This window comes from Bradyrhizobium sp. Leo170 (genome assembly GCF_004296405.1).
GTDB lineage: Bacteria > Pseudomonadota > Alphaproteobacteria > Rhizobiales > Xanthobacteraceae > Bradyrhizobium.
This window is the reverse complement of the sequence record NZ_PSRR01000010.1, coordinates 1-22,448: the sequence shown is the minus strand read 5'-3', so window position 1 is coordinate 22,448 and position 22,448 is coordinate 1. Positions and strand designations below refer to the sequence as shown.

At 64.1% G+C, this 22,448-nt stretch carries 21 protein-coding genes; 8 read left to right on the top strand and 13 right to left on the bottom strand.

What is annotated here, in order from left to right:
- Positions 1-6 precede the first annotated feature (6 nt).
- Both CWO89_RS03615 and CWO89_RS03610 read right to left on the bottom strand, forming a co-directional pair.
- Positions 7-864: an alpha/beta fold hydrolase gene (locus CWO89_RS03615; protein ID WP_130577297.1), complete on the bottom strand. Its 858-nt coding sequence runs from the start codon at positions 862-864 to the stop codon at positions 7-9.
- Positions 861-1,298: a hypothetical protein gene (locus tag CWO89_RS03610; RefSeq protein ID WP_130577296.1), complete on the bottom strand. Its 438-nt coding sequence runs from the start codon at positions 1,296-1,298 to the stop codon at positions 861-863. The genes CWO89_RS03615 and CWO89_RS03610 overlap by 4 nt, the downstream gene beginning before the upstream one ends.
- An 812-nt stretch (positions 1,299-2,110) precedes the next feature.
- Between CWO89_RS03610 and CWO89_RS03605 the strand changes: the two genes are divergently transcribed.
- Positions 2,111-2,737, top strand: a complete 627-nt coding sequence (locus CWO89_RS03605) for a VOC family protein (RefSeq protein WP_463699326.1) — start codon at positions 2,111-2,113, stop codon at positions 2,735-2,737.
- Between the two features lie 35 nt (positions 2,738-2,772).
- Here the strand turns inward: CWO89_RS03605 and CWO89_RS03600 are convergent, their stop codons facing one another.
- Both CWO89_RS03600 and CWO89_RS03595 read right to left on the bottom strand, forming a co-directional pair.
- Positions 2,773-4,164 (bottom strand): MFS transporter, encoded by a 1,392-nt coding sequence (locus CWO89_RS03600; RefSeq protein WP_130577294.1) that lies wholly within the window; start codon positions 4,162-4,164, stop codon positions 2,773-2,775.
- An 87-nt stretch (positions 4,165-4,251) separates the two neighbouring features.
- Positions 4,252-5,124, bottom strand: coding sequence for a phytanoyl-CoA dioxygenase family protein (locus tag CWO89_RS03595; protein WP_130577293.1), 873 nt, complete (start codon positions 5,122-5,124; stop codon positions 4,252-4,254).
- A 134-nt stretch (positions 5,125-5,258) separates the two neighbouring features.
- On the opposite strand from CWO89_RS03595, the gene CWO89_RS03590 reads away from it, so the two are divergent.
- A complete protein-coding gene (locus CWO89_RS03590; RefSeq protein ID WP_165420978.1) occupies positions 5,259-6,257 on the top strand; it encodes a LacI family DNA-binding transcriptional regulator in 999 nt (332 codons plus the stop codon).
- 27 nt (positions 6,258-6,284) lie between these two features.
- On the opposite strand, the gene CWO89_RS03585 is transcribed toward CWO89_RS03590, so the two are convergent.
- Positions 6,285-7,520 (bottom strand): dienelactone hydrolase family protein, encoded by a 1,236-nt coding sequence (locus tag CWO89_RS03585; RefSeq protein ID WP_130577291.1) that lies wholly within the window; start codon positions 7,518-7,520, stop codon positions 6,285-6,287.
- Positions 7,521-7,547: 27 nt separating this feature from the next.
- Complete coding sequence (locus CWO89_RS03580) at positions 7,548-8,492, bottom strand: hydrogen peroxide-inducible genes activator (RefSeq protein WP_130577290.1); 945 nt, start codon at positions 8,490-8,492, stop codon at positions 7,548-7,550.
- Positions 8,493-8,596: 104 nt separating this feature from the next.
- On the opposite strand from CWO89_RS03580, the gene katG reads away from it, so the two are divergent.
- Positions 8,597-10,780: a catalase/peroxidase HPI gene (gene katG / locus CWO89_RS03575; protein WP_130577289.1), complete on the top strand. Its 2,184-nt coding sequence runs from the start codon at positions 8,597-8,599 to the stop codon at positions 10,778-10,780.
- Positions 10,781-10,884: 104 nt separating this feature from the next.
- Here the strand turns inward: katG and CWO89_RS03570 are convergent, their stop codons facing one another.
- From CWO89_RS03570 to CWO89_RS03540, 7 genes are read right to left on the bottom strand one after another with little or no spacing between them, the layout of a single operon-like run.
- Positions 10,885-11,880: an amidohydrolase family protein gene (locus CWO89_RS03570; protein ID WP_130577288.1), complete on the bottom strand. Its 996-nt coding sequence runs from the start codon at positions 11,878-11,880 to the stop codon at positions 10,885-10,887.
- Complete coding sequence (locus CWO89_RS03565) at positions 11,877-13,079, bottom strand: amino acid ABC transporter substrate-binding protein (RefSeq protein WP_165420977.1); 1,203 nt, start codon at positions 13,077-13,079, stop codon at positions 11,877-11,879. Before CWO89_RS03565 ends, CWO89_RS03570 begins: the two co-directional genes overlap by 4 nt.
- A 29-nt stretch (positions 13,080-13,108) precedes the next feature.
- Entirely contained in the window at positions 13,109-14,503 is a 1,395-nt protein-coding gene (locus CWO89_RS03560) for a dihydroorotase (protein ID WP_130577286.1), read from the bottom strand.
- Between the two features lie 18 nt (positions 14,504-14,521).
- Entirely contained in the window at positions 14,522-15,238 is a 717-nt protein-coding gene (locus CWO89_RS03555; RefSeq protein ID WP_130577285.1) for an ABC transporter ATP-binding protein, read from the bottom strand.
- Positions 15,235-15,987: an ABC transporter ATP-binding protein gene (locus CWO89_RS03550; RefSeq protein ID WP_130577284.1), complete on the bottom strand. Its 753-nt coding sequence runs from the start codon at positions 15,985-15,987 to the stop codon at positions 15,235-15,237. Before CWO89_RS03550 ends, CWO89_RS03555 begins: the two co-directional genes overlap by 4 nt.
- Entirely contained in the window at positions 15,974-16,963 is a 990-nt protein-coding gene (locus CWO89_RS03545; RefSeq protein ID WP_245475689.1) for a branched-chain amino acid ABC transporter permease, read from the bottom strand. The genes CWO89_RS03550 and CWO89_RS03545 overlap by 14 nt, the downstream gene beginning before the upstream one ends.
- Positions 16,960-17,832, bottom strand: a complete 873-nt coding sequence (locus tag CWO89_RS03540; protein ID WP_130577283.1) for a branched-chain amino acid ABC transporter permease — start codon at positions 17,830-17,832, stop codon at positions 16,960-16,962. Before CWO89_RS03540 ends, CWO89_RS03545 begins: the two co-directional genes overlap by 4 nt.
- Before the next feature lie 71 nt (positions 17,833-17,903).
- Here CWO89_RS03540 and CWO89_RS03535 point away from each other — a divergent pair, with 71 nt between their 5' ends.
- The 5 genes from CWO89_RS03535 to CWO89_RS03515 all read left to right on the top strand — a co-directional run bounded on the left by CWO89_RS03535 (position 17,904) and on the right by CWO89_RS03515 (position 22,366).
- Positions 17,904-18,659: a GntR family transcriptional regulator gene (locus CWO89_RS03535; protein WP_130577282.1), complete on the top strand. Its 756-nt coding sequence runs from the start codon at positions 17,904-17,906 to the stop codon at positions 18,657-18,659.
- A complete protein-coding gene (locus tag CWO89_RS03530) occupies positions 18,634-18,975 on the top strand; it encodes a hypothetical protein (RefSeq protein WP_245475688.1) in 342 nt (113 codons plus the stop codon). Before CWO89_RS03535 ends, CWO89_RS03530 begins: the two co-directional genes overlap by 26 nt.
- On the top strand, positions 18,968-19,975 hold the full coding sequence (locus tag CWO89_RS03525) for a CobW family GTP-binding protein (protein ID WP_165420976.1): 1,008 nt from the start codon (positions 18,968-18,970) through the stop codon (positions 19,973-19,975). The genes CWO89_RS03530 and CWO89_RS03525 overlap by 8 nt, the downstream gene beginning before the upstream one ends.
- 193 nt (positions 19,976-20,168) lie before the next feature.
- Positions 20,169-21,419: an ABC transporter substrate-binding protein gene (locus CWO89_RS03520; protein WP_130577280.1), complete on the top strand. Its 1,251-nt coding sequence runs from the start codon at positions 20,169-20,171 to the stop codon at positions 21,417-21,419.
- 119 nt (positions 21,420-21,538) lie between these two features.
- Positions 21,539-22,366 carry a helix-turn-helix transcriptional regulator gene (locus CWO89_RS03515; protein ID WP_130577279.1) on the top strand — a complete coding sequence of 276 codons (828 nt, stop codon included), beginning with the start codon at positions 21,539-21,541 and terminating at the stop codon, positions 22,364-22,366.
- The last annotated feature ends 82 nt before the right edge of the window (positions 22,367-22,448 follow it).

The window sequence follows — 22,448 nt, the reverse complement described above, 5'->3', positions numbered from 1 at the left end:
CCTAACTCAAGTATTCCGCCTGCTCAGGATGTCCTGCAGTACTGGAGCGATATAGGCGCGGAACTGCGCTGGATTCTCGCTCATCGGGAAATGGCCAAGCCGCTCCATGATCGTGGCCTTGGCGCCTGGAATGCTTGCGGCAGTACGTAGCGTGTCCTCCGGCGTGCAGGAGAAATCGTATTCGCCGGTCAAGAGATAGAGCGGGCACTGGCGCACATCGATCTGGCCGACGCGGCCGCGCAGATCGCCGTCGACCCGGTAGAAATAGAGATCGCCCTTGAAGATACCGGGACCGCCCTGCTTGTAGCCCCAAATGGTCTCGTCGCGCGCGACCTGCGGACCGTTCGGCGCGATCAGGCCGGAGACCAGCGCGGCGCAGACTTCGCCGCCATGGACATCGGGCCGGTTCAGCCAGGCCGTGTCGTACCAGGGTTGCTGGAAGTCGGCGGCCTCGAGTCCGATCAGCGCGCGGAACTCGCTGGCATGCGATATCGCAAGATTGAGGACGATACGTCCCCCGATCGAGCAGCCCATCACGACAGGCCGATCGAGCCTCAAGGCGCTGCAAAAGGCGCGGATGGTGGCCGTGTAGGTCGCGGTCGTCAGCCTGTATTCGTTGCCATATCGGCTGTCCGGCGGATTCGACTTGCCGTGCCAGGGCATGTCGAACGCGATGATGCGGAATTGCTTCGTGAACTCTTCGTCGATGAGCAAATGGCGCCACTGCCGCGCATCGGAGCCGGCGGTGTGCAGGCAGACCAGGGGAATGCCGGTGCCATTTTCCTCGAAATAGATGCGGTTGATCTCGCCATCGATCTCGACATGGACGTAGCGTCCAACGATCGGTTCGACAAAGCCACTCATGACGCGCCCACCAAACCGCCGCCACGCGGCAACGCCAGGAGATCCTTGAAGTACTGCAGGTGCGACATGAAGGGATGCAGATCGCCTTCCAGCGTCGCCTCCCCGCGCTTGGTGAGCGCGAGCAGATCGTGCCAGCCCGGCGGCGGCATCGCCTGCCAATAGGCGCGATATGCGGCCGGCGTCGCGCGATAGGCGAAACGCCAGGACCGCATCAGCACCGGTGCGGGAGTCATATCGAGAATTTGCCCGCCGCAAATGGTCACATGAAAGGGCTGCACCGTGGGTCCGAGCAGACACTCCACATCAAGCAGCCGGCCGCGGCTGATCAGCTCCTCATCGCGCGACAGCAATTCCGGAATGGTCTTGAACGCTTCGACCACCTGATTGTCGAACGCGCCAGATGGCCGGTCGGTCGATGCCGCATCAGGGTTCACGCTCGATTCCTCCAACCCATCGTTCTGTGCAGCAGAACGATGTTCTATTTTGTCGTTGTCCTTTTACACTTGGTTTCCCAGTGAACTCAAGGGGGATCGGCGACATCTGGTGATTGGTAGTCGAGCGAGCTCCATAGGTATTTCCTCCGCGCGACCCGAGGGGGCGCAGGTATGACCACAATGACGGTCGATATGATCTGGGATGGGCAACGTGCCGAGGAAATTCTCGGTACTGGAGCAGCGGATCTCATCGCGGTCGGCCGCGGGGAAACGTCGAACGTAGCGCGTGGATCGTAGCCGGCGCCAAAGCAGATTTCGATCGAGGCTGCCCGAGCGCTCAATGCACGCGAGCAGCGGCCGTCTTGAACGGTAAAGTCACCGACGTTGCGGCGTCTCGTCGCCCTGTTGTGAGCTGGCCTCATCGGCCGCCGGGAATATGGCGTCGTATATCGCGCGCGCCTCTCGAATAAGCCGAGCCCGCTCGAGCTCAGCCTTTGGAACAAATCGAACGACTTCACCCATATGCGGCTCCAGGCAAAATTTAGGCAATCCCCCGTCAGATGACGGCTGTCATTTCAAGTAAATTGTGAGGCCTCTCCGAATCCGCATCCCATAGTCCCGATGTGGGAATAAAAAGATCGTGAAAGCACGTGAGAAAAGGGAACCGAAAGTCCGTGACCACCTCACGCCGTATCGCCTGCGGCAATCGATATAGGATGATCAGGCACGCGCCGCGTGCTCGCCGATCAACTATCAACATCAGGGAGAGATCCATGACAGATGCAACCGAAGGCGCGAGGGCGCGGGTCGAGATGAAACTGGAGATCGTCGTCATTCCCGTTTCGGATGTCGACCGCGCGAAGCAGTTCTACGCGAACCTTGGCTGGAGGCTCGATGCCGACTTCGCCGCTGGTGATTGGCGCGTGATCCAGTTCACGCCGGCCGGCTCGCCCTCCTCGGTCATCTTCGGCAAGAATGTCACCGCGGCGGCGCCCGGCTCCGCGCAAGGCCTGTACCTCGTCGTCCCCGACATCGAGGCCGCCCGCAACGATCTGCTCGGTCGCGGCATCAAGGTCAGCGAGGCCTTCCACGGCGGCGGCGACGTGCACACTGGCAGTGACGAACCCTATTTGTTTGGCCGGCTGCGGGTCAGCGGCCGCGATCCCGAGCGTGGCAGCTACCAGTCGTTTGCCTCCTTCAGCGATCCTGACGGCAACGGCTGGCTGCTCCAGGAGATCACCGCGCGCTTGCCGGGACGCGTGGACACGGTCGGCACGACATTCAACTCATCGACCGAACTCGCGAGCGCACTCCGGCGCGCGGCGGCCGCGCACGGCGAGCACGAGAAGCGGAACGGCGGCCAGCACGACGCGAACTGGCCTGACTGGTACGCCGAGTACATCGTCAATGAACAGGCCGGCAAACCGCTGCCGTCATAGCGGCGACGTTGCCGCGTCGGCCAATCGCCGCTCCATCAACCGGAGCGGCGACTGGACGCGGAGTGGCTGCGCTGCCCCTCAGGCCCGCTGCGGCATCGCCACGGGCAACTCGTGCTGCACGACGGGCTCGTCCGCAGCGATATCTTCCCGATAGGTCTCGGCCCGATCCAGATCGCGATCACCGTACATAGCGACAGGAACACCGCGTAGCAGGCGACCGGCCACCAACTGCCGTAGGCGGCGACCAGCGCCGTTGCGACGAACGGCGCCGGCCCGCCCGCGAGCAGCGAGCCGAGTTCGCGTGCAAATGCGAATCCGGCAAAGCGCCGCTGCGGCGGGAAGAGCTCGGCGAAGTAAGCAGCCTGCGGTCCGAACATCGCGGCCGTCACCACGGCCCTCGCCAGGATGAAGGCCACCGCGATCCAGATCCATTCCTTGGTCCCGACCATCCAGAAGAACGGGAAAGCCAGCGCCACGCCTGCGAGCGCACCAAACAGATAGACCGGCCGCCGTCCGATGCGATCCGACAGCGCCGCGAAGCCAAGAATCGCGAACAGTTCGATGGTGAATGCGAGCATCAGCGCGCTTAGCGCATCCGATTTCGGTACGCCCACCGTGGTGATGACGTAGCTGAGCCCGAACACCGGGAAGAAATAGCCGAGCCCGTTCTCGGCCATCCGCGCGCCCAGCACGACCATGAAGTTGCGCGGATGCTGGCGCAGCGCCTCCATGGCCGGATTGCGCTCGACCTTGCCGCGCGCAACGACGGCTTCGGTAAAGACGGGCGTTTCCGTCACGCGCAAGCGCACGAAGATACCAACCAGGATCAACAGGAAGCTCGCCAGGAACGGCAGGCGCCAGCCCCAGCTCAACATCGCCTCGCGCGGCAGCATGGTCACGAGGGCAAAGGCGCCGGCGGCAAGCAGATTGCCGACCGACACACCAAGTGGCGCGAAGCCGCCCCAGAAACCGCGATGGCGGGCCGGCGCATTCTCCACGAGATAGATCACCGCACCGCCATATTCGGCGCCGGCGCCGAGGCCCTGCACCACGCGCATTGCGACCAGCAGCAGGGGTGCCCAGATCCCGATCTGCGCATAGGTCGGCAACAGGCCGATCGCGGTGGTGCCGATGCCGATCATCAACAGCGTCGCAACCAGCACCGGCTTGCGGCCATAGCGATCGCCCATGATGCCGAACAGGATGCCGCCCAATGGGCGCACCACGAAACCGACGCCGAAGGTCAGGAACGCCAGCAGCGTTCCGACGACAGGATCGCTCTTGGGAAAGAACAGCTCGCCGAATACCAGGGCAGCCGCGGTGCCATAGAGGAAGAAGTCATACCATTCGAGCGCGGAGCCGACGCTCGCAGCAAGGATCACACGTAAACGCGATTGGCCGGCGGCGCCGGCCTTGAGCTCGGTCATTGGTTTCCATCCCTGTTGTTTGTTTATTGGTCGTCGCAAACACGAAGCCCGCGGGTGTTGCTCCCCGCGGGCTTCGTCGGAATTCTTTTAGGCGGCGCGCGTGAAGTAGGTCTTTTTCGACGCGGACTGCGTTTCGTAGATCGAGCCTTGGCGCTTGGGCGGCGGCAACGGCATCCGCACCGGAACGCGGGTCATGCGCGGCGCAACCACCGAGCCGCCGGCGAGCAGGCGGCTGTCGAACTCGGCGAGATCCTTCACGCCCGCCAGCGGCCAGGCATCGCTTGCCGCGACTTCATAGAGCAGAAGGTTGCGCGGGCGGTTCGACGTGTTGGTCGCCGAGCCGTGCAGCGCGCGCACGTGATGGAACGACATGCTGCCGGCCTTACCGATGCAGGGCACCGCACGCTTGATCTCGTCCTGAATCAGGTCGGGATCGATCAGGCCGGCGAAGCAGCCATCCTCGCCGTGATGATTCCACATGGTGTCGCCGACATGCGATCCCGGTGTCACCAGCATGGGACCATTCTCCAGGTCGCAATCGTCGAGCAGCACGCCGATCGCAAGGATGTCGTCATTGGTGTGGGGATAGAACGCCCAGTCCTGGTGCCACTCGACTGGCGAGCCGTACTGCGCGGACTTCATGTTGAGCTTGGAGCCATGCAGGCGCAGGCCGGGTCCGATCAGCTTGGTAAGGATGGAGATGACAGGCTCGCTGCGCACGATCTGATCGAAGATCGCGTGCACCTTGTGCGGCGCCTTGATGCGGCGGACCCTCGGGTTCTCCTGGGTGTGGCCGGGTTCGAGGTCATAGACGTCGGTATGCTCGGTCACATCAGCCGCGCCGGCAACCAGTTCGGCCAGCACGTCGCGGACCCGCGCCAGAGTATCGTTGTCGAGCACATCAGGGACGACGATCACCCCGTCGCGCCGGTAGGCCTGGACCACTTCGGCTGAAATCATACGGCGGTTCCTCCTTTTGTTATGCTAGCGCTATCATGTCCGAATGTTAGCGCTATCATGGGGAATGCTAGCGCTGTCACTATGGATGCGCAATCCGGAATCGTGCAGATTTCACCACCACCATGGGTTCCGAATTGACTGAGACCAACACCAGTTCAGACGAGGTCGCCCCGACGCTGTCGGCAGTGGCCAAACGCGCCGGCGTTTCATCGATCACCGTGAGCCGGGTGGTCCGGCTGCCGGACTTGGTTGCGCCGGAGACGCGCGCCAGGGTCGAGAAGGCGATGCGGGAACTCGGCTACGTGCCCAACCTGGTCGCCGGAGCGCTGGCGAGCGCGAAGACCAATTCGGTCGGCGTGCTGGTGCCGACGATCGCGAACTCGATCTTTGCCGACACTGTGCAGGGCCTGTCCGACAAGCTCGAGCCGCTCGGCTATTCGGTGATCCTCGCGCAGTCACGCTACGACGCCGCGCGCGAGGACCGCATGCTCGCGGCGCTGCTGTCGCGGCGGCCGGAAGCGATCATCATGGTCGGCTCGCCCGCGACCGAGGACGGCAAGCGCCTGCTGCGTCACGCGCGCATTCCGATCGTCGAGACCTGGGAGCTGCCGATCGATCCGATCGACGCCGTTGCGGGTTTCGACAATTACCAAGCCGGCGTCGCCGTCGCGCGCCACTTCATCGAGCACGGCCGTCAGCATCTCGCCTTCATCGGCGGCGACGACCCGCGCGGAACGCGGCGATGGCTCGGCTTCCAAGACCACGCGCTGGCGTGCGGGTTGCAACCGCCGCGGCGGCTGATCCTCGAACGCAACGCGTCCGGCAGCGTCGCCGCGCATGCGAATTTGCCCGGCGTCGATGCCGTGTTCGCGGCCAACGACGCCCATGCCATCGGCTTCATGGCCGGCCTGCGCAAGGCCGGACTGCTCCGCGACGGCCCGGCCGCGGCGCAGCCGGTCGCCGTTGTCGGCCTCGGCGATCTCGAGATGGGACGGCTGATCTCGCCGAGTCTCAGCACCATCAGCGTCCATGGCGATGCGATCGGCCGCACCGCCGCGACACTGACGCTCGAGCGCGGCGGCGAGCGCCGGATCGATCTCGGCTTCGAACTGGTGCTGCGCGACAGCGGCTAGCGCCGCGCGGCCGATGATTAGTTCCTATTATTTCGAAGCGCTCTCAGCCCAGCGCGTCATCAGCGTGTTCGACGGCAAGGACTCGTCGACCAGTTTCTTCGCGGTCTCGACGCCCGCCACCGGAAGCTTCGCAGGATCGAGCAATCCGATCTGCACCAGCACCGAGGCCTGATCCCAATAGATATGCTCATTGTAGAGCTTGTCGCCGCGGAAACGGACGATCGCGACCAGCGGGATCTCCACATATTTGCCCGTAGGGGGAATGCCGGGCAGCATCCAGTCGATCTCGATGTCGTGGGTGAAGCAGAACAGCATCTCGTCCACGATGCGGTCGGCGCCGATGGTGCGCGAGATCGGCACCAGCTTGGTGTCCTGCGGCGTCTTCGGGATGAAGTGGTTCTTGTAGAAGCGGAGCAGGTCGCGATAGCCGACGCCGCCGGTCATGGTCGGGATGTGGTTGACATAGGGCTCGGCCACCATTGTCTTCATGGTCTCTTCGGCCGAGCGCGTCGCGAATTCGAGCTCGGTATGCTTGTCCCATAGTGCGGAAAGATCGTACTGGGGACCCAGCATCTTCCGGAACAACGCGATCGAACGCGTATGCGCCATCAGCGATGCTGGCTTGTCGAAGCTCGTCCGCTCCGGCGCAGCGAAGGCGTGATCGCAACCGGGATAGAGATAGAATTCGACGTCGGGACGCACCGCAAACGCAGCCTTGATCTGCTCGCGCGCCTCCGCCGGCGCAAAGCGGTCGAGCTCGGCAAAATGAAACACCATCGGTCCCTTGATGTTGCCGGCCTCGCCAAGATCGGCCTCGATGCCGACGCCGTAATAGCTGACGGCGCAATCGACATCGGTGCGCGCGGCGAGGAGATAGGCGAGCTTGCCGCCCAGACAGAAGCCGAGCGTGCCGACCCCGCCTTTGCATTCGGGACGCGCGCGCAGGACCTTCAGCGCATCGGCCGCATCCTTGATCGACTGGTCGACATCGAAGCGCTGGTAGTAGCCCATCGCCTTGCCGAAATCCGCCTCGCTGTAGCCGAGCTCGACGCCCGGCTCCATGCGCCAGAACAGATCCGGCGCGAGCACGACATAGCCTTCCTCAGCGTAGTAGTCCGCCACCGCGCGCATCGAGGCGTTGACGCCGAAGATTTCCTGCAGGAGCAGGATGCCGGGACCGGAGCCCGAAGCGGGCACGGAGAGATATCCCTTAAAGCCGCCGCCGCCGTCCTTTGCGGCGATGTCGATCCACTGTCCCGCCATCGTATCGATCTCCTCTCGTTTCTTTGTTTAGGCCCGGCGATGGCGCGATCGCGATGAAGACTTTGGAGCGCCCTGCTCGCGCAACGCATCGGCTGACAAACAAACCACTTCGGAAATCTGCATGAGCTGCCTGGACAGAGGACTGGTCTTGCGCCAGACCATACCGATGGTTCGCGAGGGTTGCGGGTCCTTGAAGCGGGCGACCGACACCGATGCAGAGCGCGTCTCCACCCCCACGGCCATTTCCGGGATCAAGGTGACGCCGATGCCGGCGCCGACCATCTGAACGAGGGTGGACAGCGAGCTCGCCTCCAGCACCTCGCGCGGCGGCGATGATTTCATGTTGCAGAACGACAGCGCCTGTTCGCGAAAGCAATGTCCCTCCTCCAGCAGGAGAAGCTTCATTTCGCGCAGCGCTTCGCTGCTCGGCACCGGCGTTCCCTCGTCCTCCCCCGGCCGCACCAGCAGGAAATTTTCCGTGAACAGCGCGACCTCGGTCAGCGAGGGCTCAGACACCGGCAGGGCGACAATGGCCGTGTCGAGCCGGCCTTCCGCCAGCTCCTTGATCAGCTTCGGCGTCACCGTCTCGCGGACGTGAATGTCGAGTTCGGGATGCATCTGCGTGAGGTTGCCGATCACCTTGGGCAGCAGATAGGGAGCAATCGTCGGGATCATGCCGATGCGCAGCCGGCCGACGAGCTGGTCCCGCGACGCCCGCGCAAAGTCGCCGAGTTCATCGACCGAGCGCAGGATTTCGCGGACCCGCTGAGCGAGCTCTTCGCCGAACTTCGTCAGCACGACCTGCCGGGCGCTGCGCTCGAGCAGGACGCCGCCGACCGCTTCTTCCAACTCCTTGATCTGCATCGACAGCGCTGGCTGCGTGATGGCGCATGCCTCCGCTGCGCGTCCGAAATGGCCGTGACGCGCCAGAGCGTCAAAATAACGAAGTTGTCGCAGGGTAAACTGGATCATCAGGAAAGCTTATCGCAACAATCACGAAAGTCAATTTCACCTTATGATATCGGTTGTTTAGAGTTGTTCCAGACCCCCACCAGAAACTGCCGCAGGAGGCGATGATGGATGACACTACGAAGTGCCCGTTTTCGGGTGCGACCCGCATAAATCAAAACAAAGACTGGTGGCCGAATCAGCTCGACCTCTCGGTTCTCCACCAGCACTCGAGCCTGTCCAATCCGATGGGCGAGGCGTTCGACTACGCCAAGGAATTCAAGAGCCTCGACCTGAATGCCGTGATCAAGGACCTTCGAGCCCTGATGACGGATTCGCAGGAGTGGTGGCCGGCCGACTTCGGCCATTACGGGCCGCTGTTCATCCGCATGGCGTGGCACAGCGCGGGCACCTACCGTATCCACGACGGCCGCGGCGGCGCCGGAGCCGGCCAGCAGCGTTTCGCGCCGCTGAATAGCTGGCCTGATAACGTGAACCTCGACAAGGCGCGCCGCCTGTTGTGGCCGATCAAGCAGAAATACGGCAGCAAGATCTCCTGGGCCGATCTGATGATCCTCACCGGTAACGTCGCGCTGGAGTCGATGGGTTTCAAGACCTTCGGTTTCGGCGGCGGACGCGCGGACACCTGGGAGCCTGAAGTCGACATCTACTGGGGTCCCGAAGGCAAGTGGCTGGCGGACGAGCGCTATAGCGGCGACCGCGACCTTCAGAATCCGCTCGCTGCCGTGCAGATGGGCCTGATCTACGTCAACCCGGAAGGGCCGAATGGCAATCCGGACCCGCTGGCGGCGGCTCGCGATATCAGAGAGACGTTCCACCGCATGGCGATGAACGATGAGGAAACGGTTGCGCTGATTGCCGGCGGTCACACCTTCGGCAAGACGCACGGTGCCGGCGATGCGACGCTGGTCGGCCCGGAGCCGGAAGCCGCCGACATCGAGCAGCAGGGCCTCGGCTGGGCGAGCAAGTATGGCTCGGGCAAGGGCGGTGACGCGATCGGCAGCGGCCTGGAAGTGATCTGGACCACGACGCCCACCAAGTGGAGCAGCAATTTCTTCTGGAACCTGTTCGGCTACGAATGGGAGCTGACCAAGAGCCCGGCCGGCGCGCATCAGTGGACGCCGAAAAACGGCGGAGGCGCCAACACGGTGCCGGATGCGCACGACGCCTCGAAGCGTCACGCGCCGTCCATGCTGACCACGGACCTCGCCCTGCGGGTCGATCCGGACTACGAGAAGATCTCGCGGCGGTTCTATGAGAACCCGGATCAGTTCGCGGATGCGTTTGCTCGCGCCTGGTTCAAGCTCACCCACCGCGACATGGGTCCGATCGTGCGTTACCTCGGCCCGCTCGTTCCGAAGGAAGAGCTGATCTGGCAGGATCATGTTCCCGCCGTCAATCATGAGCTGGTCAGCGAGCAGGACATCGCGGCGCTGAAGGCGAAGATCCTGGCATCCGGGCTGTCGGTTTCCGAGCTGATCTCGACGGCTTGGGCGTCGGCTTCGACGTTCCGCGGCTCCGACAAGCGCGGTGGCGCGAACGGCGCGCGCATTCGCCTTGCGCCGCAAAAGGACTGGGAGGTCAACGAGCCGGCTCAACTTACGAAGGTTCTGCAGAAGCTGGAAGGAATCCAGAAGGAGTTCAACGCTTCGCAGTCCGGCGGCAAGAAAGTCTCGCTTGCCGACCTGATCGTTCTCGGCGGCAGCGCGGCGATCGAGAAGGCCGCCAAGGACGGCGGCCTCGACGTGAAGGTGCCCTTCACGCCCGGTCGCACGGATGCTTCGCAGGAGCAGACCGACGTCGCATCCTTTGCGCCGCTCGAGCCGATCGCCGACGGCTTCCGCAACTATCAGCACGGCGCGCAGCACATCTCGCCCGAGGAGCTGCTGGTCGACAAGGCGCAGTTGCTGACGCTGACGGCGCCGGAGATGACGGCTCTCGTCGGCGGCCTGCGTGTCCTCGGCGCCAACACGGGCAAGTCCGGGCACGGCGTCTTGACCAAGCAGCCGGGCAAGCTGACGAACGACTTCTTCGTCAACCTGCTCGACATGAGCACGCAGTGGCAGGCGTCCGACAGCGCCGGACTGGTGTTCGAGGGCCGCGACCGCAAGACCAACGACGTCAAGTGGACCGGCACCCGCGCCGACCTGATCTTCGGTTCGCACTCGCAGCTCCGCGCGCTAGCGGAAGTCTATGCGAGCTCGGACGCGAAGGAGAAGTTCGTAAAGGACTTCGTGGCGGCCTGGACCAAGGTCATGAACCTCGACCGCTTCGACCTCGTGGCCTATTGAGACCCTGAAGGCTGTCGCAAGCCATAGACAAGAAATCAGGGCGGCGTTTCAACCCGAAACGCCGCCCTGAAAGTATCAAGCCTCCCACACGATACCCGCTTCCGTCACACCGCGTTCGGTCTGCTCCCGCCGAGAATCTGCGACGCATTGCCGTGTAGGATTGCGGCCGCGGTAGCCTCGGGAAGCTGCGCGATCGCCGGCAGCGCCTTGGCGCCGACGGGATCACCGATCTCGAACGGGAAGTCAGAGCCGAACACGATCTGCCCGGGACCGACGAGGTCGATCAGGTAGCGCAACGGCGCGGCATGGGCGACCACAGTGTCGTAGAAAATCTGCTTCAGATATGAACTCGGCGGCCGCGAGATGTTCTTGCGGCAATCGGGATTGGCCTCGTAGCGCGGCGCCTCATAGGCGAGATCGAGCCGTCCGGCGAGCATCGGCAGCGTTCCGCCGCCATGCGCCAACACAAGCTTCAATCCCGCATGGCGCTCGAACACACCGGCGAAGATGAGACGCGCTACGCACAACGCCGTCTCCGACGGCCAGCCGACCAGTTGCAGCATCGTGTACTGGCCGAACGCCGGGCGTTCGATGCCGGTGGTCGGATGCATGAACACGATCACGCCGCGCCGGGCGCATTCCGCAAACAATGGCTCGAAGGCCGGATCGTCGAGCGGCCGGCCTGCCGCCGAGGTCGGCAGCGCTACGCCGGTCAGTCCATCCTCGTCGAGCGCGCGGCTGATCTCGGCGACGGCATGCTCCGGCTCGGTCAATGCCGGCACCGCGAGACCGCCATGGCGCCGACCAGCCTCCTTTACGAAATCCGCGGTCTGCCGGTTCAGCCTGCGCGCGAATGCGCGATCGGCTCCCCAGCTCGCATGACTGACGATGCGCGGCGGTGGTGACACAAGTTGCAATGCGATGCCGCGCGCGGCAACACTCTGTGCGGCGCTTTCGATATCGAACAGGAGCGGATCGAGCGGCCCATAGCCGCCGAACCCGAAGCCCTCTTCCCTCGCCTCGATCCCGAATGCCTTCTCGCGCGCGAGCTCCGACAGGAACGCGCGCGTGAGCGCATGGGCGTGTACGTCGATGATCATTCGAACGGCTTGCGCGGATAGCGCACCGGCTTGGCCGCGATCTCCGCCGGATAAACCGGAACGGCAGTGCCGCCCTGAACCTGCGAGATCACCGCCGATGCCTTCTTGTCGACCCCGGTCTGATCGAACTGGACGTGGCCGAAGAAGGTCTCCACATCGAGCTGCAGCATGGCGTCGCGCACCTTCACCGGATCGAGCGAACCGGCCTTTTCGATCGCGAGCTGCAGCGCGAGCGCTCCCGCCGTGCCCGATGCCGTGATGTAGTTCGGCTTGGAGCCGCCGAACTCCTTCTCATATCCGCTGACATAGGCGGCAGCGTCGGCCACCAGCGGCCCCTTGTACTTGACCGCGGGATCCCAGATCTGCACGCCGATGAGGTCTTCCGAAGCCGGTCCAAGCGCGCTCAGGACGTCGGGAATGCCGACGGCGAAAGCAAAGCCGATGATCTTCGGGTTCACCTTCAAGGACTGCAGCGCCTTCACGAGCTGGATCGAATCCTGCACATAGCCGGTCAGGATCAGCACCTCGGGATTGGCGTCCTTCAGCGCGGTGGCGACGGACGACAGATCCACGGCGCCCTTCGGATACTTGCTGTTGTAGGCGATCTTGAAGCCAAGCGCCTCGGCCTTCTTCTGCGCGGCGCCCGCGAAGACGTTGGGGAATAGATCGTCGGGGCCGGCGATCGCGACCGTCGCCGGCGGCGTCGGCAGCTTCTTGATCATGTCCAGCATCGGATCGAGCGTGGTCGAGGCGAGCGGCGCGGGGCAGAAGATGAACTTGTAGCCGCGCTGATAGAGACTGTCGGCGGTGGCCATCGGCGTCATGGTGATGACCTTGTATTTCTCGCTGATCGCCGCCGTGGCGGTGGCGATGCCGGACGAATACGGCCCGAGGATGAAGTTGACATTGTCTTCCGTGATCAACTTCTCGGTCAGGCGCGCCGAACTCTGCGGCTTGCTTTCGTCGTCGTAATAGATGACCTGGACCTTGACCTTCTTGCCGGCGACATTGATGCCGCCCGCCTCGTTGACGAGCTTTTCCCAATAGGCATAGCCGTTCTTGAGAAGATTGCCTTCGCGCGAGAAGTTGCCGGTCAGGCTCACGGCCGCGCCGATCTTGACGACCTCCTGCGCCTGCGCGCCGCCGATCAGCAACAAACCGCTGGCAAGCGCGCCAGCCAGAAACGCAGATCTACTCATCCTCATCGCCTTCCCCCTTCAGTTCGCAGTTAGGTCGAACGGCCGGCGGTGCCGGGCGTGAACTGGCCATAGCCGGGCGAGCCGACGACCTTGCCGTCGCGCATCACCACGGTGCCGCGAACGATGCCGTAGGTCGCCGCGCCCTTGGTGCGCATGCCGACCCAGCTCGTATGCGCCGACTTCGACAGCATGTCCTCATGCCGGAATTCGCCTTCGCGGTTCATGTCGATAATGCTGAAGTCGGCGTCCGAGCCGACCTGGATCACGCCTTTCTTCGGATAGATTCCGAAGGTGCGCGCCGGCTTTTCGGCCGCCATGCGGGCCACCTGGTTGAGCGTCAGCCTTCCCTCGTTGACCGCGTTGATCATCAGCGGCACGAATTCCTGCGCCCCGGTCATGCCGAGCGGAACCGAGAACATGTCCTTCCAGCCCGGCTCGACGTCGTCGCGGGTATGCGGCGCGTGTTCCAGCACGATGAAATCGGCAACGCCGTTTTCGATCGCTTTCCAACCGTGCTCTGGCGCGTAGCCCCAGTTGTAGGTATAGGGCCCGACCTTCTCCATCTGCTCGCGGGTCATGAACAGCGTGCCGAGTTCGAGTTCCGCGGTAACGTCCTGGCCTAGCTCGAACTTGGCATGGCGAATCATCTCGTTGGCGCCGGGCGGCATCACGCCGAGATGCAGAACATGGAGCCTCACGCCGGCGATCCGCGCGTAATAGAGCGATGCGGCGAGACCGGCGACCATGCCATGGCCGTACATGTAGCCCTTGGCGAAGCTTTCCTGATAGGCCATCGCGTCGGTGCGGCCCTTGTCGATGTAGTCGCGGAAGGTCAGCCGCTTGCACCACTCCGGATCGTCGTGATGCACGGAGGCGACCAGGCCGACATCGCGGGTCGCCTCGTAGAGCTCGTAGAGGATGCCGTGGTCGAGCACGCCGAGCTCGGAGATATAGGGATAGACTTCCTTGATGTGACGGGTGTTGAAGATCTTGATGCCGATCGCGCCGGCCTTCGCCAGGGCCTCGACCGTGCGCGGATAGAGCCCACCGCCATAGAGCGCATAGTCGACATGCGCCTTCGGCGCGACCATTGCCTTCTTCTCCTCGAAATGCTCGAGGCTGGTCGGATGCGGCGTGTTGTTGGTCATGTCGATGCAGAACGTCACGCCACCGGCCGCCGCGGCCGCCGATCCGGTCTGGAAGTCTTCCTTGTAGGTGTGCCCCGGCTCGCGGAAATGGCAGTGCACGTGCCAGATGCCGGGCAGCACCTCCTGCCCGCGCGCGTCGATGCGCTTGGCGGCATCGGGGAACGGGCCGCCAATCGCGGCGATCTTGCCGTCCTTCACCGCGACGTCGGCGCGGTAGGACGACGTCGGCGACCAGATGGTGCCGTTTTCGATAACGAGATCGTAGGCTACGCTCACTAACTCCTCCAGCTTGATCTATTGCAGCCCGAGATAGGCCGCTCGGATGTCGTCGCGAAGCAGCAGCTCCGACGACGGGCCGTCGATGATGATGCGGCCGGTGTCGAGCACGTAGCCGCGCGCTGCGATCTCCAGCGCGAGGCCGACGTCTTGCTCGACCAGCAGGATGCTGATGCCGCGGTCGCGGTTGATGGTGCGGATCACGCCGGCGATGCGCTCGACGACAACAGGCGCGAGCCCGAGTGACATCTCGTCGATCAGCAGCATCCTTGGCCGCGCCGTCAGCGCGCGGCCGATCGCGCACATCTGCTGCTCGCCGCCGGAAAGAAGGCCCGACAGCCGGTTCTGCAGCCGCACCAGCTCCGGGAATAGCTCGAAGACGAAGTCGATATCTTCTGTCTTGTGCGAGGTATCAGGCGCGGCGCGCGAACCCAGCTCCAGGTTCTGTCGCACCGTCAGCCCCTGGAATAGGCGGCGTCCCTCCGGCACCATCGCAAGCCCGAGCCGCGCGCGCTCATAGGGCGGGACAGTGAGGATCGGCTGGCCGTCGAACGTGATCGAGCCCGATCGCGGCGACACCAGCCCGGTCAAGGTTCGCAGCAGCGTCGTCTTTCCGGCGCCGTTGGCGCCGACCAGCGCGACGATCTCTCCCTGCTGCAGCGTAAAGCCGACATCGACCAGGACCCGGCTGTCGCCATAGCTGACCGCGAGCTGTTCGACCGACAGCAGGCTCATGCGGCACTCCCTGTGCGGGTCTTTGCGAAGCGGGTGCCGAGATAGGCCTCGATCACGGCAGGCTCGTTGACCACGTCATGCGGCAGGCCTTCGGTCAGCTTGCGGCCGAAATTGAGCACCATGGCGCGGTGGCACAGCGCCAGCACCGCCTTCATGACGTGCTCGATCACGATCACCGTCATGCCTGCGGCATTGATCTCGCGAACGAGGTCGATCATGCGCTCGATCTCGGTGAGGTTGAGCCCCGCCATGACCTCGTCGAGCAGCAGGAGCCGCGGCTGCATGGCGAGCGCGCGGGCGACTTCGAGCCGCTTGCGGTCCGACAGCGTCAGATGCGGCGGCATGAAATGCGCCTTGGCGATCAGGCCGACGCGCTCCAGCGCCTCGTCGGCGGCATCGAGATATTCGTTGCGCTGGCGCAATCGGGCGTGGCCATACATGGCGCCGACGGTCACGTTCTCGCGCACGGTCATGTGGTTGAACGGCTGCACGATCTGGAACGTGCGCGCCACGCCGAGCTGCGATAGCTGGTACGAGGGAACGTTGGTGACGTCCTCCCCGGCGAACGAAATTGAGCCGCCATCGAGCTTGTAGACCGAGGAGATGGCGTTCAGCAGCGTGGTCTTGCCGGCGCCATTGGGGCCGATGACGCCGAAGATCTGTCCGGCTTCCACGCCGAAGCTGACGCCATCGAGCGCGAGCACGCCGCCGAACTTGATAGTGAGGTTGCGGCCTTCAAGCAGCGCCATCGTTCCTCCTCACCGATCGAACGAGCCGTGCAAAGGCGTTGATGATGCCGTTGGGGGCGACGATGCAGACGACGACGATCAGGAGCCCCAGGATCAACTGATGCGCCTTCAGGAATCCGCTCCAGACCAGAGTGGAGACGATCTCCAGCACGAAAGCGCCGATCACCGGCCCCAGGATGCTGCCCATGCCGCCGATGATCAGCATGATGTAGGCCTTCACGCCGACGGCCGGATCGAAGGCGCTGGACGGCTCGATGAAAGTGATCCAGTAGGCCCAGACGCCACCGGCGAAACCGGTCAGGCCCGCGCTGATCGCCCAGGCATAGACCTTCGCCTTCGTGGTGTTAATGCCCATCACCGCGGCGGCACGCTCGCTGTCGCGGATCGCGCGCAGCGCGAAGCCGAGCGGACGCTTCAACAGGATGGCGACGATGGCGGTCGACGCCACTGCGCCGCCGAGCATCAGATAATAGAGCGCGATGTAGAGCGGCTTCGGGTCCCAGTCGCTGAGCGGCAGCGCAAGGCCCTGCGCGCCGCCGGTGATGCCGCCGATCTGGATGATGATCTGCACCGCCGCAAGGTTCAGCGCCACCGTCGCGATCGCGAAGTAATGGCCCTTCAGCCGCAGGATCGGCCAGCCAAGGATGAACGCGCAAACCGCCGACATCACGATGGCGAGCGCGATGCCGGCCACGAACGGCAGCCCCGCCACCATCGCGGTGCCGCACGCATAGGCGCCGATCCCGAAGAACACGCCGTTGCCGAAGGCATGATAGCCGGTGATGCCGACGATCACGTTGAGCCCCTGCGTGACGATCACATACATCAGCACCGTGGTCAGCACCCGCAGCCAGTAGGAGCTGATGCCGAGCGGCGCCGCGCACAGCACGAGAAGACCGATCGCGACCGCAGCCCACACCAGGGGGCGCATGGTGGACGCCTTGGCGCCCTGCTCCAGGACTGCGGCCTCGCTCATGCGTGTTCTCCGAAGAAGGCGCGACCGAACAGGCCCTGCGGCCGCACCACGAGCACACCGAGGAACATCGCGAACGCGACGATTTCCTGGAAACTGGTCCCGAGCCAATAGGCAGCCCAGGCCTGCACGAGGCCATAGAGGAAGCCTGCCACGATGCAGCCTTCGACGCTGCCGATGCCGCCGAGCACAGTGATCACGAACACAGCGCCGAGGAAGCTGACGCCCATGGTCGGCGATACCGGAAACAGCATGCTCGACAGCGAGCCCGCGGCCCCCGCCAGCGCCGCGCCGGCGCCTGCGGTGAGCGCAAACACCTGCTGCGGATTGATGCCCATCAGGTTCGACATCTCGCGGTCCAGCGCAGTCGCGAGGATCGCCTGCCCGAGGCTGGCGCGGCGCAGGAACACGAAGAACCCGACGCCCAGCGCAAGTGAGAGCCCGGCGGCAAGCAACCGCACCACCGGCACCAGCGTGCCGAACACCGCGACCGAGGTGCTGGCGTAGGAGGCGTTCACCGAGCGCACATCGGAAGTGAAGATCAGCACGGTGGCATCGGTCAGGACGAGCTCGATGCCGAACGTCACGACCAGCGAAAGCAAGAGGCTGGTGCGGATGACGTGATTGAGGATCAATCTCTGGATGCCGTAGCCGAGCACGAACATCGACGCCATGGCGAGCGGCATCGAGAGCAAGGGATCGAGGCCGTAGCGCTCGAACAGCACGTAAGTGACGTAGGCGCCGAGCGTGATGAAGGCGGTGTGGGCGAGATTGATCACCCCCATCACGCCCCACACCATGGAAAAGCCGACCGTCGCGAGGCCGTAGAGGCCTCCCAGCAAGATGCCATTCACGGTGGCTTGTGCGAGCATCAAAAAACCTTGTCGACGATGAGTTGCAAACGGTGCATACACAAAATATACATAAAGCGACGGAGGCCGCAATGAGCAAAAACAAGGCATCGCGCTCTAATGTTAAGGCACTGAAGGGTGCCAGCAGCGAGCATGCGTACCGCGCCCTGATGCAGGAGATCGTCTCTTTCACCTTGGTGCCGGGCGAGGATCTGGACGAAGCGACGCTGGTCGCCCGCTTCGGCGTTTCGCGCACGCCGGTGCGCGAAGCCCTTGTGCGGCTTGCCGCCGAAGGCCTGGTGCAGCTCGTCCCCAATCGCGGTGCACGCGTCGCGCCGATGGGCTGGAACGACATCCGCGAACATCTCGAAGCGTTCGACGTGTCACAGCGCCTCGTCACGCGATGGGCGGCAATCCGCCGCACCGACGAGCAGGTCGCGAAGATGGATATCGAGCGCAAGGCGTTCGAGACCGCGTTCAGGCAGGACGACTCGGTGGCGATGCTGGACGCCAACTTCCGCTTTCACGCCGTGATCGGAGCCGCCTGCCGCAATTCCCTGCTGCAACGCTTCTATATCCAGCAGCTTACGGCCGACCTGCGCATTGCGCGGCTCGCCATGACCAGCGAGTGCTTTCCGACCGAGCGCTCGTATCGCAGCCATGTGGGCCAGATCGTCCGCGAGCATCGGGAACTGGTGGAAGCGATCCGCGAGCGCGACGGCGATCGCGCCGAAGAGCTGGCGCGATCCCATGCCGACCTCGCCCGCAAGCGGGTGTCGGAGAGCCTGACGCAGACGATGACGCCGGCGATGGAGATCCGGCTTGGCGAACAGGTGGCCGATGTGTGAAGTATGCGCCATCTTCGGCGCCGGCGAGCATTGGAGCGACTTCGGCCGCCTGCGCGACGAGCGCTTTCCGTTCGATGACATCCAGCACTATCGGGACGAGCGCAAGCGCCGCATCGAGCTCCTGAACATCATCCTCGCGCCGCTTGAAGCGAGCTGCGAGGACTGGGACGGCGAGGCCCTGATGGTATTCGACCGGGTCGGCCGCTCCAGGATCGCGCCGACCCTCAACGATGTCTGGCCGGCGACGGAGGCGCTGTCCGGACGGCGCATCGACCCGCTTGACCCATCGTTCGCCGGCGGTAGCCGACATGCCTGATCGCCTGCCGCTCTTTATCGTCACGGGTTTTCTCGGCAGCGGCAAGACGACGCTGGTCCAGCGCTTTCTGCGGGAACCGGAAGGCCAGGGCACGGGTGTCGTGGTCAACGAATTCGGCGAGGCCGGTCTCGACCATCGGTTGATGGTGCATGCCGCCGAGAACGTCGAACTGATCGGTAATGGCTGCATGTGCTGCGCGCGGCGCGCCGATGTCGGCCGAGCGCTCTACGATCTGGTGCGGATGTCGCGGCAGGACGGACAGTCCCGCTTCACCCGCGCGATCATCGAGACCTCCGGACTTGCGGACCCCTCCCCGATCGTCGGCACCATCGCGCGCGACCCATGGCTGCGTCAGCATGTCGAACTCGTCAGCGTGATCGCGGTCATCGATGCCGTCGCAGGCTTGCGCAATCTGCGGGACTTTGACGAAGCCCGGCGACAGGTCGCGATCGCCGACGCGCTGGTGGTGACCAAGACCGATCTTCGCGCCGCACATCCTACCCGCGACATCACCGCGGCAGCGACAACGATCGCGCCCGACCTTGTCCCGCACGATGCGCAGGATCCCGACTTCAGCCTCGCACGGCTGTTCGACCGGACGGCGGGCGAGAGTGCGTCCCGCGGTGGGACGCCATTCACCGCCACCGAGGTCCCGCAGCACGATCAGGACGTCGGCTCGTTCACGCTGGCGCTGCCCGAGCGGATCGACTGGCCTGCTTTCACGCTCTGGCTTTCCGCACTGCTGCACCGGCACGGCGACCGCATCCTGCGCGTCAAAGGCCTGGTCCGAACGTCAGCCGGCGCCAATCCGGTGGTGATCCATGGCGTGCAGCATTCCATGCACCCGCCGGTTCATCTCACCGGCGAGGACGCCGGGCAACCGTCGTTCCTGGTGTTCATCACCCGCGGACTCACGCGCGACCCGATCGCGCAGAGTCTGACGCGCTTCCTGCATCTCGCGGAGGCGCATAGCCGATTTCACGTGTCCGAGCCGGCCTAGCGTGAGCCACGCCGTCATCGCGCGGCTCGCTGCGGCGCAGCATGCAAAATGAGACTGCCCGTCAAGCCGCGCGGCGCGGAGACGTCCGCGCTGCATCCGCCATCGGTTAGCCTTCGCCCAACAACCAGACGTCGCAGCCAGCGCAAACGCGCGGGCCGCATGCAAGACGCTGCAAAATGGGAGGAGGAGAGCAATGTTGAAAGGCAGTGTGGGACTGATCGCGCTAGGCGGCCTGTTGCTTTCAGGCGCCGCAGTCGCGCAGGAGAAGATCAAGGTCGGCGTCACCGCAACCCTCGAAGGCACCTACACCGTGCTTGGCGAGGACGGCATCCGCGGTTTCCAGACCGCGCTCAACACGCTCGGCAAGAAGGTTGGCGACAAGGAGCTGGAATTCGTCATCGCCTCGACGGATGCGACGCCCGATTCCGCGGTGCGCGCGGTGCGCAAGCTGATCGAGCAGGACAAGGTGCAGATCCTGCTCTCGCCGCTCTCCGGCGACGAAGGCATCGCGGTGAAGAATTTTGCCAAGTCACGTCCCGAGCTGACCTTCGTCAACGCCGCCTCCGGTGCGCAGGAGACGACCTATGTCGACCCTGCCCCGAACTTCTTCCGCTACAACATGGACGGCGCGCAGTGGCAGGTCGGTCTCGGCAAATATGCCTATGAAAACAAGGGCTATCGCAAGATCGCGACCGTCGGCGAGGATTACTCCTTCATCTACACCCAGGTGTTCGGCCTGGTGCTTGAATTCTGCGGTGCCGGCGGACAGGTCACGAACCGGCAATGGGTGCCGCTCGGCACCAAGGACTTCGCCTCCGTGATCGCCGCCCTGCCCGACGATGTCGACGCGATCTATCTCGGCCTCGGCGGTGCCGACGCCGTCAACTTCCTCAACCAGTATCAGCAGGCCGGCGGCAAGGCGCATCTGATGGGCGGTTCGATCATGATCGACCAGACCATTCTGTCTTCCAAGGGCAACGCCAAGAACGCGCTGATCGGCACCATCGCCGCGAGCGGCCAGGCCGACACCTGGGAGGATCCCGGCTGGCAGAAATTCGTGAAGGCCTATCAGGACTCCTTCCCGCCGAACAAGCGCTTCCCGAGCCCCTCGCTGCTCGCCACCAACTATTACGGCTCGACCATGGCCCTGATCCTGGCGCTGCGTCAGGTCAATGGCGACCTCAGCAACTACCAGGCGAAGCTCAAGGAAGCGCTGGCCAAGATCGAGCTCGACGCGCCCAACGGCAAGATCAAGCTCGATTCCAACCGCCAAGCGATCGGAACCAATTTCGTGACCGAGGTGGTGGATGACGGCAAGGGCGCCCTGTTCAGCAAGGTCGTGAAGGTGATCCCGAACGTGAACCAGACGCTCGGCTACGATCCGGCGGTGTTCGCCAAGATCGGCCTGCCGAGCCGCACCGTCCCGGAATGCAAGAAGTACTGACCTAATTTTTGCTGGTGCGAACCGACCGTTGGTTGACGGGCGCGGCGTTCTCACGCTTGCGTTCTTTTCCTGGATGTTGAACGCTGGTTAAAAAAGACAAGAACATCCCGCGGGAGGGCATGAGCAAAGCGCTTGCCGTCTTCCACGGCCGGTTCGGTCGCGCGACGGTCTATCAGTTGAACCGTCCCTTCAACGTGCATGCGCACCGCGAAGGACATCTGATCTTCCATGTCGGCGGCACGCCGGCGCAGATCGACGTCTGCGATCAGCGCCGGCTCCTGACCGAGGATTCCGTCGTTGCGGTCAACCCGTGGGAGCCGCACAACTTCCTGCCGATGGACATGGAAAGGGGCGCGATCTTCTTCGTGCTTTATGTCAACGCCGAATGGTTCGCGCCCGACGCGTCCTGCACGCAAGGCCTCCGCTTCGGCCGCACGCATTTCAAGTGCAGCGACATACTCGACAGGCTGATCCGCCACACCGCAGCGCTCGTGTGCGGCGCCCCCTCGCTCAAGAGCCTCGATGGCGAATTGCGGCGCCTGATCGATCTCAGTTACGAAGAAAGCTGGCGACAATCCGAAGTCCCGCAGGAAATTCGCACCGCCGCCGCGATCACTGATTTTCGCATCCGCAAATCGGTCAAGCTGTTGTCCGAAAGCCCCGGCGCCGAGATCGAGCTGGATTCGATCGCCCGCGCCTCCGGCCTGTCGCGGCCTCACTTCTACCGCTTGTTCCGCACCCAGACCGGCGTCACGCCGCATCTCTATCGCAACACGCTGATGATGGAGCAGGCGCTGGACGCGCTGGTCGCCACCGAGGCGCCGATCGCCGATATCGGCTACGATCTCGGCTTCTCCTCGCAAAGCGGCTTCACCCGCTTCTTCGCCGCCAATGTCGGCATGGCCCCAACCGACTACCGCCGCGCCGCCAAAGTGCTGCGCCCCTAGCGCCGACTTCACCTCTCCCGCTTGCGGGAGAGGTCGGCGCGTAGCGCCGGGTGAGTTCTCTCCACACGGGGAGTCCCAATGC